Annotated in this window: 10 protein-coding genes; all 10 read left to right on the forward strand. The window is 46.1% G+C overall.

Annotated features, from left to right (window positions below; genetic code table 11):
* Position 1 precedes the first annotated feature (1 nt).
* The 10 genes from AADB16_RS08190 (at position 2) to AADB16_RS08235 (ending at position 12,875) form a co-directional block, all read left to right on the forward strand.
* Entirely contained in the window at positions 2–724 is a 723-nt protein-coding gene (locus AADB16_RS08190) for a dTDP-4-amino-4,6-dideoxyglucose formyltransferase (RefSeq protein WP_410802565.1), read from the forward strand.
* Complete coding sequence (locus AADB16_RS08195) at positions 711–1,676, forward strand: glycosyltransferase (RefSeq protein WP_410802567.1); 966 nt, start codon at positions 711–713, stop codon at positions 1,674–1,676. Before AADB16_RS08190 ends, AADB16_RS08195 begins: the two co-directional genes overlap by 14 nt.
* A gap of 6 nt (positions 1,677–1,682) precedes the next feature.
* On the forward strand, positions 1,683–2,882 hold the full coding sequence (locus AADB16_RS08200; RefSeq protein WP_410802569.1) for a lipopolysaccharide biosynthesis protein: 1,200 nt from the start codon (positions 1,683–1,685) through the stop codon (positions 2,880–2,882).
* Complete coding sequence (locus tag AADB16_RS08205; protein ID WP_410802571.1) at positions 2,873–4,195, forward strand: hypothetical protein; 1,323 nt, start codon at positions 2,873–2,875, stop codon at positions 4,193–4,195. The genes AADB16_RS08200 and AADB16_RS08205 overlap by 10 nt, the downstream gene beginning before the upstream one ends.
* Positions 4,179–4,718 (forward strand): acyltransferase, encoded by a 540-nt coding sequence (locus tag AADB16_RS08210; protein WP_410802573.1) that lies wholly within the window; start codon positions 4,179–4,181, stop codon positions 4,716–4,718. The genes AADB16_RS08205 and AADB16_RS08210 overlap by 17 nt, the downstream gene beginning before the upstream one ends.
* A complete protein-coding gene (gene asnB / locus AADB16_RS08215; RefSeq protein WP_410802575.1) occupies positions 4,718–6,595 on the forward strand; it encodes an asparagine synthase (glutamine-hydrolyzing) in 1,878 nt (625 codons plus the stop codon). The genes AADB16_RS08210 and asnB overlap by 1 nt, the downstream gene beginning before the upstream one ends.
* Positions 6,592–7,680, forward strand: a complete 1,089-nt coding sequence (locus AADB16_RS08220; protein ID WP_410802577.1) for a glycosyltransferase family 4 protein — start codon at positions 6,592–6,594, stop codon at positions 7,678–7,680. The genes asnB and AADB16_RS08220 overlap by 4 nt, the downstream gene beginning before the upstream one ends.
* 4 nt (positions 7,681–7,684) lie before the next feature.
* A complete protein-coding gene (locus AADB16_RS08225) occupies positions 7,685–9,829 on the forward strand; it encodes a bi-domain-containing oxidoreductase (RefSeq protein WP_410802579.1) in 2,145 nt (714 codons plus the stop codon).
* A gap of 101 nt (positions 9,830–9,930) precedes the next feature.
* Entirely contained in the window at positions 9,931–11,649 is a 1,719-nt protein-coding gene (locus AADB16_RS08230; RefSeq protein ID WP_410802581.1) for a heparinase II/III-family protein, read from the forward strand.
* Entirely contained in the window at positions 11,646–12,875 is a 1,230-nt protein-coding gene (locus AADB16_RS08235; protein ID WP_410802583.1) for a glycosyltransferase family 4 protein, read from the forward strand. The genes AADB16_RS08230 and AADB16_RS08235 overlap by 4 nt, the downstream gene beginning before the upstream one ends.
* Position 12,876: the final 1 nt, after the last annotated feature.

Genomic DNA, 12,876 nt, shown 5'->3' on the forward strand with positions numbered 1-12,876 from the left:
AATGATCTCTGACAACGAGGAATTGATTAGATATATCTGGGCCCTAATGCAAGAGAAAAAATTCGATTCGTTTTCAAAGATTGAAATAAGGTATAGCTCAGTAAACAAGAGTCCAGATCGTTTGGAGAAAATGGGACTACGCCAAGTAGATGTTAAAGCCCAAGCAAGATCCCTTATTGAAACGTACGACCTGATAATATCCGCTCATTGTAAACAAATCTTCCCTCCGAATTTAGTAAGCTCAGTCAGATGCGTAAATGTTCATCCGGGCCTGAACCCTTTTAACAGAGGGTGGTATCCACAGATATTCTCGATTCTTAACAAGAAACCCATTGGCGCAACTATCCATGTAATGGACGAACAGATCGATAATGGAGAAATAATAGTCCAAGAGGAAGTGGATTTATATGAAAGTGATACATCAAAGGATGTTTATGAAAGAGTTGTCGAAACTGAAAAAAAATTACTGGAAAAGCATCTAGAGAATATAATAAAAGCCGATTATAACTCTAAAAAAGTAGCCACTTCCGGAAACTACAACTCCCCGGCTGATTTTCTAGACCTTTGCAAGCTTAATTTGTCCAGCGTTGGAACGCTGCGGGAACACATTGATCTTTTAAGGGCGCTGTCGCACGGAGAGCATAACAACGCATACTTCTACGATGACACCGGGACGAAGGTCTATGTAAGAATGGCCTTGGAGCGTATTCGTGACAAAGGCTAAAGTAAGTGTCGCTATCATTACGTATAACCAAGAGGCCGTTCTGAGAGAAACTCTTAATAGTGTTGTCTCCCAAATTGTGAGCTTCCCAATAGAAATTGTGATTGGAGACGATGGTTCAACTGACGGAACACAAGGTATAATTAAAGAATATCAAAAACGGTTTCCGGATATTGTCGTTCCTATCCTTAATGAAACCAACATTGGAGCAGGCGCTAACTATAAAAAAGTGATCTGCGCGTGCAGCGGAGAGTATGTCGCCCATCTAGATGGCGATGATTTGATGCTACCTGGGAAGCTTGAAGCGCAATGTCAGTATCTGGATGACAACCCAGTCGCCAGCGCTTGCTGCCATGATATGGAAGTGTTTGAGAGCGGAACTGGTGAATTTATTCGTCGCTACAATAGTCGGGTTAGCTTTAAAACGAGGGCATTGTCCGAACTTTTACGCCAAGGTGCAGATTTTTGTCATAGTTCAAAAATGTTTAGACGCAACACTGTGACAGAGCAGGATCTAAACTTTCCGACATCCATCGTTTTTGATTGGTATATGCATTTACTCCATGCTCGTTATGGAGAGATCCATTTTATAGATAAAGTGTTTGGGAAGTATCGAATAAGCTCGAACAGTGTTGTGTTTTCAAATTATAAAAAAATGGAATTAGTTGCGAGTGATCTACTAAAAACAGTGGATTCAAGTGAAGTGTTTGGAACAAGTCTAATTGATCGAGATCATGCGAGATCACGCATCTATTTTGAAAGATCTTTAAGGGCGCTTGAGCTTCGTCAATTTGACCTATTTTACAATTTTATAGGCAAAGCCTGGCGGTATTCAAATACGCCTAGCCGCACATTCAAATTGTTGTATCATACCCGACATTTTCCGAGAGCTTTATCTATCGCGCTAAGCCTACGCAGAAAGGTAAGTCGGATCGTTGACAGAGCTCGCCGGTAGGTTTTGATGGTTGGCACTATATTAACCCGTTATCTAACTGTCGGTATTCAATTTATCATTATTGTCGTTACACTGACGGTTTATGGTGTATTCGAAAGAGGTGTAGTCGCGGCACTGATAGCCTCTGGAGGATTGGTTGGTGCCCTTTCTTCAATGACGATTGGAAAGGGTCTTCTTATGCTCGTTGAGCGGAACAAGGATGATGAAGTAGTTTTAGGGCAGGTATATAGCTCGGCTTTGCTTTTGCTTTTGCTGTTAATTTTGTTTTCTTACCTCATCCATTTTCTTCTCTTCATTTGTCTTCCTGGATTCTACGGTGGGATTTCGGCTGAGCATCTAACGTATTTTTCGTTTGCCGTTGTTTATTATGTATGGATGCAGGTTGGGCCGTATCTATTTTCCCTACGAGGGAAAATGAGAGTGTTTAATTCGATATCTTTATGTTCGAATTTTTTAATACTAGTAGTTCTTATTTATGGGTACTTTTCAAACGGCTTGATTTTTGAGTTTTTCTTGCTTCTCACTTCGTTTGTTTTTTTTGTTGAGTCTGCTTTGGGGTCTGCGTTTATATGCTCAAATATTGGAGGATTCACCCCAAGGCTTAAGTATATCGTCCCCATACTTAAGTCAGGCCTATATCTTCACTTGGATACGATTGGTGGTGTTTTTTTTATCAGCCTCAGCGTAGTCATCGTGAATATATTGTTAGGAGTGGAGGCCGTAGCAGAATATGATATCGCGAGCCGGCTCTTTTCTTTACTTTGTCTTTTTCCTCAGATGGTTCAACTGGTTTTTCATCGTAATGTAGTGTTTCAAGATACTTCTACTTTGCTTCCGAAACAAATGCAACTCTTTCGCATAGTATCCCTCGCCTACATTCCTTTGCTTTTGATAAGCTTTTTGTTGATAAGATTTCTTGCGGAACATTTCAATTTTGATGGCAATGTTTCGTTGCTATATGTTATTTTGGCGATAGCCTTTTTACCGTATTTCTATGCATCAATTATCTCCCCTTATTGGATTAAAAAGGGCCGGCCATTGGCGTTATCATTAGTGAGTTTGATCGCGGGATCTCTTGGTATCCTGGTGTCTGTCCTCCTTATTCCGCCGGTTGGAGTTTATGGTGCTGCCATGGGCGTCGTCACGAGTTACATGATTGCGGCTTTGGTTAATTGGAGGTTCTACAAGGCCCATTTATGTTCTTGAATGCACATAAAACTAGAGTTCTTGCTCTTTTTATTTTATGGTTCCTAGTAATTTTTGGTCCGGTTTTGGACTTTGGAATTGGCCCATTTTCAGATGTAAGTTTTCTAATCTCCGTCTTTGTAGTTTTGTTTGGATTCCACATCCACGTTCCACGATTCTATGTATTCCTCGCAATGTTACTCATTGCGATATCTGCCCTCGCGCTTTTTACTGCGATTTTTTTCGATTCCAGTGAGTTTGAGGTCGGGGTGAGAGCTATTTTGCGCCCAGTGAGGACGCTTATTGTCATGTTTGCCGTGGTTATTCTCGCCCACTTCTCGAATCGTACGTTTCTGAATATGCCTCTAGGCGGCGATATAGTAGATATTTATTTCCGAGCATTAGGTTTGATTTACGCAGCGATTGTCCTTCACGGATCAATCATGGTTTTGCAATTTTTAGATCCTGATTTTAGAGAATTTATATATAGTTTCACTATGGCGAAATATCAGTTAGAGTTTTATCAGAATTTCAGAATGGCCGGTCTTTCAGGTGCGGGTGGTGCGCAGGTTTCGTTTGTTCAAGGATTGGGGTTTTGTGTTGGCGCATTTCTTTGGACTAAAGCTCGAGCAAAAAAGACTATTATATTTCTGAACATTATCCTTGTACTTTCAGTGATTTTGTCTGGTCGCAGTGGTTTGATTCCGATAATTCTTGTGACATTGTTCATTTTTATAAAGAAATTAATTCTATTTTTGAATGGTAGAACAATAAAAAAAGAGTTTTTTTCAGTGAAAATGTTTCTTGGTTTGTTTCTTCTGGGGTTGCTCAGTGTTTTTGGTCTTTTTAGGCTTCTTGAAAACGAATATTTGGTGATTGCTTTAGAAAGAACTTTTGCTACCTTTATATCTTATAGTGAAACCGGAGATTTTTCGGATAATACCTTAGTTGCTCTGAGTAATATGTTTATTTTGCCCGCTGATTTTTTTCATATTTTGTTCGGTAAGGCCAGTTACCTTGAAAACAACACCTACTACGATCTCAATACTGATATTGGCTATTTTCGTATAATATGGGGTTACGGAGTTTTAGGTTTGAGTATTCATGTTTTGTTTTATTTGAGTATGCTTTGGTGTTCCTTTAAATTCGGAATTGTTAGGTGGTTTTTTCTCGAAGTAAACGTATTTTTGATTTTCTTAATACTGTTGTTTAATTCCAAGGAAATTTTCTTTTTTTCGAAAATGAGCTTTCAAATTTGTTTTGCGTCATTTGCATTAGCCTATAGTGCGATATTAATTGAAAGATCTAGGTACAAGTATGAAAATCTTAATTGAAATGCCGTCATTTTTTGTTCGTGTTTATTCGCGGATCCTGTGTATCTTTTATCGTTTTCGGTTCAATCAATGCGGCAGCAATGTTATTTTCTCCCCATGGGATATATTCTCTTATAACACTATTTGCATTGGTTATGACGTTTATATCGGTCCTGGCGCTATTTTCCGTGCGTCGGAAAGCGGGATTACAATAGGTAACAAAGTTATGTTTGGCCCGAGGGTTACCGTTATGGGGGGCGACCATAATTATAGCGAAATTGGGCAGTATATGTTTGATGTCAAAGAAAAGTCTGATGGCGATGATCTTCCGGTGTTTATTTCTGACGACGTTTGGGTCGGTGCGTGTGTCACGATCTTGAAGGGCGTCACTGTCGGTAAAGGTGCGATCGTTGCGGCTGGCGCACTTGTAGTAAATGATGTTCCGGATTACGCAATTGTTGGGGGCGTTCCAGCGAAAGTAATTCGTTATCGGTTTACGGAGGCCGAAATTGTTGAACACGAACGAGCGTTGAGGCGGATTTAATGTGCGGTATAGTTGGTCAGGTTGTTCACTCGAAGATATCTCAGAGTCAAGATCATCCGATTTTTCAGTCGTTGAAAGTGATTGGGCACCGTGGACCTGATGGGTATGGAACCTTTTTTGACCCGAAGCTTGTCTTGGGCCATGTGAGACTTAGTGTTCTCGACCTGACCGATGCAGCGAAACAACCGATGATCTCTCGTTCTGGTAGATTCGTTATAAGTTACAATGGCGAGGTTTACAACTTTCAAGAGCTTAGGGAAAGGTTTTCGCTCAACCACCTTAGAACTCATTCAGACACCGAAGTTATTATAGAGCTATTTTCTAAGATTGGGAAAGATTGCTTTCGCCTGTTAAATGGAATGTTTTCCCTAGCGATATTTGATGTGAAGGAGAGAATTCTGTGGCTCGCAAGAGACCGCCTGGGTATCAAGCCTCTTTATTTAGCGAAAAATGAGAACGGACTTTTCTTCTCCTCCGAGATAAAGGGTATTCATGCGCTTGAAAATAGTTTTCGCGGTGTTAATGCGCAGGCGTTGGCGGAATGGAGCTACTATGGAAATGGTTTAGGTGAAAAGACATTATTTAAGGGTGTGACTAAACTGCTGCCAGGTCATTACCTAAAGGTAGGAGTAGACAACATCAATGTCGAAGAGTTTACCTATTGGGAACCCGGCAATGGAGGCCTTTCAGAATTTGGTGACCTAGCGGTGCAAGCACGATCAAGCCTTGAAAGAGCTGTTCGCCGTCAACTGGTGAGCGATGTGCCGGTTGGGGTGTTTTTGTCTGGAGGGATTGATTCGAGTGCAATCGCTGCATTTGCGTCTAAATATTACCCAGGAAAGCTAGCTACATTTTCGGCTGGTTTTGATTACGACAAGGGTGTGAATGAACTTCCGCAAGCAAAGCGGTTGGCGGAAAGGTATGGAACGGATCACCACGAAATCCACATTGTTGGCGCTGATGTGGCGGATACAGTCGAAAAAATGGTTTGGCATCATGATCAACCGTTTTCTGATGCGGCTAACATCCCGCTCTATCTTATCTCGCAGCAGGTTGGTGATAGGGCAAAGGTAATTTTACAGGGTGACGGTGGAGACGAGTTGTTTGGGGGTTATAAGCGATACGCGACACTCTCTCGCTTCCGGCAGATGAAAATTTTAGCGAGAATTGCGAGGGCTGCCCAAGCCGCGTTGCCAAAAAACAGTTCTCACCATGTTCGGCAAAGATACATTAATGCGCTTTTGGCAAACCCCTTTCCTAAGGTGATGGCACTCCTTCTCACTGTTGAGGACGAGGCCCAGAGCCCTTTGAAGATCTTCCAGGATAGTGTTAGAAAGTCCAGCGGGAATCCGTTTGAGCGGTATTTTGAATGCGCTTCCAAATTTGCAGGGCGAAGCCCGGTAGATCAAATGCTATTGGTGGATAGCATGATTATTCTTCCAGATATTTTTTTGGAGAAGGTTGATCGCTCAACTATGGCCTCAAGTCTGGAAGTGAGGGTTCCATTTCTCGACAACGATTTGGTGGAGTTTTGTCAAGGATTGCCTGCAAGCCGGAAAATTCCCGGAGGTAAACAAAAGGACCTTTTGAAGCGAAGTTTGAAGGGAGTTGTTCCGGACGAGGTGCTTCATGGTAAGAAAACCGGGTTTGGGGTTCCGTTCTCTTTTTGGCTTGAGGGACCACTGAAGGATCTCTTTTTCGACCATATTGGCGATTTTATTCGTAGGCAGCCTTACGTTCTTGACCAGAATTTGGTTTATTCACTATTTGATGACCATATATATCGTAGGAAAGATAATGGCTTCCTTCTCTGGAAGATTATGAATTTGGTGATCTGGTCTAATCGATACAACGTCGATTGGAGTGAATATCAATGAAGCGCTTTATTCTTGTGGGCGCTGATCCCCACGGTGGCAAGGTTGCTCATCCGGGCGGTCAACTAACAGCTTGTGAAGGCTTAATTCGGTATGCCGAAAAAAACAGCCTAGGCGTTGACGTCATTGATACTACTCAATCAAGTTTTCCCGTACCGCCCATTGGCGAAAGACTAAAAAAGGGAATTTCCAGGGTCTTAGAGCTTCGCAAAAAGTTACGTCATAAAGGATATAGTGGTGTAATTATATTCAGTAGTTCTGGCCTTAGTTTCTACGAACGTGCGCTTATGGCCCTTCTCTGCAAACGTAGTAATGTACCTTCGATTTTTTTCGTCCGATCAGGGCACTTTATTAATGAACTTGACGGCTCAAACTTTAAGAGAAAAATCATATCGAAGATGCTGCAGTATCCCGATGTGATCGGTGCTCAAGGTCGGCCTTGGGTAGACTTCTACCAAGAACTCGGTGTGAGCCCTGAAAGGGTTTGTGTGGTACGAAATTGGCTATCGTTTGATTTTATTGCGAGCGAAGACCAGAAAATTGTTGATCCCCAGAAAGCACTGAGGTTTGTGTTTGTGGGATGGTTGGTAGAGGCAAAGGGTGTGCGTCAACTGTTGCTGGCAGTGGAAAGGCTGGCCGCAGAATACGCTTTTGAGCTGGTGTTCATCGGAGGTGGAACACTTGCTGATGAGATCAACAAGCAAGCATCAAAAATTCAGAATGTAAACATACAATCCTTAGGTTGGATAGACCGAGAAAACTTGCAGAATGAGCTGCGTCTTTCCGATGTGTTTGTATTACCGTCCGAAGCTGAGGGCTTTCCAAATGCTCTTCTTGAGGCTATGGCCTCGGGGCTTCCGGTGATATGCACAGATGTTGGTGCTGTTTCCGATTCTGTTTACGACGGGGTAAACGGTTTCTTATTGGCCGATAACGGACCCGAAGCTATTTATGACGCCATGCGGGCATACCTGGACGACCCCATGTTAATTGAGAGGCACTCTGCGGGCAGTTTAGCTGTATTCCATAAACAGCACGGTTGGGAAGAGAACTGCGAACATTTATTCAGTCAATTTGAGAATCGTTAGAAATATGAAGCAAATTCTTCAAGATATGGGGCGTGGCGCAACTTCCTTGACGGAGGCGCCTGCTCCGAATTGTAGTTCAGGCCAGCTATTGATAAATACTTCGATTTCTCTGGTATCTGCAGGCACCGAACGAATGCTTGTTGATTTTGGAAAGGCATCTTACTTGGCAAAAGCACGCCAACAGCCCGAAAAAGTTAAAATGGTTCTTGAGAAGGTTCAGACAGATGGGCTGATGACAACATTTGAAGCTGTTCAATCCAAGTTAGCTCAACCGCTTCCTCTTGGTTACTGTAATGTGGGAGTTGTATCTGAAGTTGGCATTGGTGTAGCTGGCTTCAAGATTGGCGATCGAGTTGCTTCGAATGGGCCGCATGCCGATGTCGTCCGTGTACCCCGTAATCTCTGCGCCCTGATTCCTGATAACGTGGCTAACGATGAAGCATCATTTACCGTTGTTGCGTCTATTGGATTGCAGGGTATTCGTTTGGCTGAGCCGACGTTGGGCGAGAGCTTTGTAGTTACTGGGGTCGGGCTTATCGGCCTCCTGACAGTGCAGCTATTGCGAGCCCACGGCTGCAGGGTTCTCGCGATTGATTTTGACGAATCCAAGTTAGCACTCGCCAGGCAATATGGCGCGGAGACTTGTAACCCCGGTAGTGGGGAAGATCCAGTCTCGGCAGGGATGGGATTTAGCCGCGGGCGTGGCGTGGATGGGGTCATTATAACCGCATCTACCAAGTCTACGGATCCCGTTACTCAGGCGGCCCGGATGTCGCGTAAGCGCGGTCGTGTTGTTCTGGTGGGCGTTACGGGTCTTGAGCTGAATAGAGCGGATTTTTATGAGAAGGAATTAAGCTTTCAGGTATCTTGCTCATATGGGCCGGGACGGTATGACCCAGTTTATGAAGAAAAGGGCGAGGATTACCCTTTTGGTTTCGTACGTTGGACGGAACAGCGAAACTTTGAAGCGGTATTGGATATGATGGCCAGCGGCCAGTTGGACGTAAGACCGCTAATTACCCACCGTTATGTCTTTGAGAAGGCTCCTGAAGCCTACGAAGCATTAACAGCTGACAAAACCGCTTTGGGTATTCTCTTGGAGTATGTGAGCGCTCCCGAAACCCGTCAGATCAAGACAGTCTCCCTGAAGCAGGGAGCTAGTTTCAGTCCCCTCAAGCCAGTGGTGGGCTTTGTGGGCGCGGGAAACTACGCTTCACGAATGCTCATTCCTGCATTCAAGGCAGCTGGTGCGCAGTTACATTCGATTTCGACCTCCGGCGGAATCAATGGGGTAATTCATGGTGAGAAGGCTGGGTTTGCACAAGCGACTACAGATACTCGGGCGATGCTCGAAAATCCAGATATAAACACTGTCGCGATTGTAACCCGCCATAACTCTCATGCGTCGTTCGTAGCGTCAGCTCTTAAAGCCGGCAAACATGTTTTTGTTGAAAAGCCCCTGGCGTTAAGTTCAGAAGACTTGGCTCATGTAAAAGACCAGTTCCAAGCGAGCCATTCCGAAGGAACCGCCGGCCACTTGATGGTTGGCTTTAACCGGCGGTTTTCCCCACAGGTTCAAAAGATGAAGGAGCTGCTTAAGGCAGTCAAGGAGCCAAAATCTTTCGTCATGACAATGAATGCCGGGGAAATTCCCGCTGACCATTGGACCCAGGACAATGCCATAGGCGGTGGCCGTATCATTGGCGAGGCCTGCCATTTCATTGATCTGATGCGTTTCCTTGCGGGCTCTGAGATCGTTTCCGTTCAGGCTCGTCGCATGGGCGATTCTCCCATGGTTGCGATTACAGAAGACAAGGCCGCAATTACACTGGGCTTCGCGGATGGTTCTTTTGGTACAGTCCACTATCTTGCCAATGGCGCAGCAAGCTTCCCCAAAGAGCGGGTTGAAGTTTTCGCCGCAGGAAGGGTGTTGCAGTTGGACAACTTCCGTAAATTAAAAGGCTTTGGCTGGCCAAGGTTCAAGAAGATGAATTTATGGAAGCAGGATAAAGGTCAATCCGCCTGCGCTGCTGCTTTTCTGGGGGCGATAGAAAGAGGTGAAGCGTGCCCGATTGCGCCTGAAGAGATCTTTGAAGTGGCGCGAGTGACCATTGAAGCGGCTTGTCAATTGAGAGCTCAGGCGGATTGATTCTGATGCTTCCAAAAATTAGGGCGTTAGCCGCTCTGGGAGTGTTAAACCTTCTCAGGGTATTTTGGTTTCGTTTAGGAGTGCGCTTTGGCCTGAACCCAGTGAAAAGGATACAGGCTGAGGCTCCAGAAGGACCGTTTTGGCGACTAAACGCACTTCCAACAATCACCGAAAGCCCGTTTAGGTATTTCCCCACCGGTTTTGGTTACATTCCCGTTGACGATGGCGATCCTCCGGATTGGCACACTAATTTACTGACCGGAGAGCGCTTTAAGTGCCCGGATAAGCCGTGGCACGCAATTCCGGATTTCGGCGGGGGAGCTGGGGATATCAAAGGGATTTGGGAACTCTCCCGATTCGACTGGGTGTTGGGTTTTGCGCGAGAATACCGGCAAGGCAACACTGAATCCTACGGTCGACTGGAGAGTTGGTTGGAGGATTGGGTGAGATCCAACCCTCCTTACTTGGGGCCAAACTGGAAATGTGGCCAAGAGGCTTCTATCAGGGTGATGCATCTTGCGATGGCTGCGATCATAATGGAGCAGACCGAGGCCTCTGAGGAATCCCTGCTTAAGCTCATTGAAGTCCACCTGAAACGTATATCGCCCACCATCCAGTATGCGATCGGACAAGATAATAACCACGGCACTTCAGAGGCCGCAGCTTTGTTTATAGGAGGGAGCTGGCTGGCCAGAAACGGATTCTCACGAGGGTATTACTGGCAAAACCAGGGCCGAAAATGGTTGGAGAATCGTGCACGTCGGTTAATTGAGCCAGATGGCAGCTTTAGTCAGTACTCGGCGAATTATCACCGAGTTATGCTTGATACGTTTTCCATGGTGGAAGTCTGGCGGCGAAAGATGTCCTTGCCTCGCTTAAGTGAGCATTGGTATTTAAAAGCGCGGGTGGCAACCGATTGGTTAGGGGGGATGCTTCAGCCAAACGGTGATGTTCCCAACATTGGCGCAAACGATGGCGCCCGTTTGCTGCCGCTTGCAGCTACAGACTATCGAGATTTCCGGCCATCGATACAATTAGCCTCTGCCTTGTTCAAGAATGAGAAGGCAGTCACCGAGGTTGGTGAGTGGGATATGCCCCTCCGGCTTTTGAGTATTGCGGAGCCTCTCGTTAAGACGCCTGCCGTCATGAGCCAGCTTTTCAATCATGGTGGGTACGCAGCGATCTGGGATGATCGGTGTTTTGTACTCTTTCGATATCCGCGCTTCCGCTTTCGGCCCGGGCACGAGGATGCCCTGCATGTTGACCTCTGGTTAAATGGTGAGAATATTCTGCGTGACGGGGGAACCTTCAGCTATAACACCATAGAGCCCTGGCAAAGCTATTTTCCCGGGGTGAAAGCCCACAACACGATACAGTTTGACCACCGCGAACCAATGCCAAGAGTTAGTCGTTTTCTGGTTGGCGAATGGTTAAAAACTTCAAGTTTCGAGCCACTTCAATTAGCAACAGAAGGTCAGCGGGTGGCCGCGGGTTATCGAGACTATCTGGGCGCCAGTCATGAACGAAGGTTAAATGTTACTGATGGGTTGCTTCGAATCGAGGATGTTATCACTGGCTTTAAAGATAGCGCGATACTGCGATGGCGGTTGCAACCTGGTGATTGGACGTTTTCCGGGCAGGCTGTAACCCTTAGGGGGGTTAAAATTGAGGTCCGGGCCGACACACCGTTGAGGCGTGTGGAGTTAATCGAAGGTTGGGAATCCCGTTACTACGGTCAGAAAACCCAACTGCCCGTGCTGGAAGTCGAGGTGGCCAGTTCTGGTCGCATTGTCACTGATATCACTTGGAAAACGCTTTGAAAGTACTCTATTTTCACCAGCACTTTGTAACGCCGAAAGGCGCAGGCGCAATTCGATCCTATGCCATGGCGCGCAAGCTGATCGAGCGTGGTCACAGTGTCACTATGGTATGCGGCAGTGCACAGGGTGGTACCACCGGCCTGACTGGTGAGTTCGTTAATGGCCAGCGTAGAGGGTTGGTGGATGGGATCGATGTTCTGGAGCTGAATCTGGAATATTCCAACAATGATAGCTTTGCCCGGCGCATTAAGACATTTCTCAGTTTTGCGTTCCGCAGCGTTAAAGTGGCTCTGACTGAAAAATATGATTTGGTCTTTGCCACAACAACACCATTGACCGCTGGCATACCCGGCACTTTGGCGCGCTGGCTGCGTGGGAAGCCGTTTGTTTTTGAAGTGCGGGATCTGTGGCCAGAGCTGCCTAAGGCAATGAGGGTGATAACCAACCCGGTGTTGCTATGGGCTATGGGCATACTGGAATGGGCAAGCTATCGTTCAGCGCACAGTGTCGTGGGATTGTCGCCTGGGATCGTAGAGGGTATCAAGAAGCGGGGCGTACCGGCTGAACGCATAACTATGATTCCCAACGGCTGTGATTTGGATATTTTTGCTGCAGAATTAGAGCCTTGGCGGCCTGAAGGGATTGCTCCCTCGGATTTGATGGCGATTTTCGCCGGTACTCATGGCATGGCAAATGGTCTAGATGCAGTCCTGGATGCGGCTGCTGAACTAAAGCGCCGAGGCCGTAGCGATATTAAGCTGCTGCTAATCGGTAACGGTAAGTTCAAGCCGAGATTGCAGGAGCGTGCCAGCAGGGAAGGGCTGGATAATGTGGTGTTTCATGATCCTGTTATCAAAACTCGCCTTGCCGGCTTGATGCAGTCTACCGACATAGGTATGCAGATTTTGGCAAACGTACCTGCCTTCTATTATGGAACCTCACCTAACAAGTTTTTTGACTACATCGCGGCTGGCTTGCCGGTGCTGAACAACTACCCAGGCTGGCTAGCGGGGATGATAGAAAGCGAACAATGTGGTTATGCCGTGCCACCTGCTGATCCGTCAGCATTTGCTGATGCCTTGGAAGGCGCAGCAGCTGACCGTGAGGGTTTGAAGGCCATGGGGGCTAACAGCAGAGCCTTAGCGGAGCGGGAATTTGATCGGGAAAAGTTGTCTGATCACTGGGTGGGCTGGTTGGAAGGAACCCTTCGGCTGAAGGGGCAATAGT

It is taken from the genome of Marinobacter sp. KMM 10035, from assembly GCF_046537445.1.
Classification (GTDB): domain Bacteria; phylum Pseudomonadota; class Gammaproteobacteria; order Pseudomonadales; family Oleiphilaceae; genus Marinobacter; species Marinobacter sediminicola.

What these genes read in the sequence shown, in the direction of transcription:
- AADB16_RS08190 (WP_410802565.1), top strand. Translation starts at nt 2, where the DNA reads ATGATCTCTGACAACGAGGAATTGATTAGATATATCTGGGCCCTAATG.
- AADB16_RS08200 (WP_410802569.1), top strand. Translation starts at nt 1,683, where the DNA reads ATGGTTGGCACTATATTAACCCGTTATCTAACTGTCGGTATTCAATTT.
- AADB16_RS08205 (WP_410802571.1), top strand. Translation starts at nt 2,873, where the DNA reads ATGTTCTTGAATGCACATAAAACTAGAGTTCTTGCTCTTTTTATTTTA.
- AADB16_RS08210 (WP_410802573.1), top strand. Translation starts at nt 4,179, where the DNA reads ATGAAAATCTTAATTGAAATGCCGTCATTTTTTGTTCGTGTTTATTCG.
- asnB (WP_410802575.1), top strand. Translation starts at nt 4,718, where the DNA reads ATGTGCGGTATAGTTGGTCAGGTTGTTCACTCGAAGATATCTCAGAGT.
- AADB16_RS08220 (WP_410802577.1), top strand. Translation starts at nt 6,592, where the DNA reads ATGAAGCGCTTTATTCTTGTGGGCGCTGATCCCCACGGTGGCAAGGTT.
- AADB16_RS08225 (WP_410802579.1), top strand. Translation starts at nt 7,685, where the DNA reads ATGAAGCAAATTCTTCAAGATATGGGGCGTGGCGCAACTTCCTTGACG.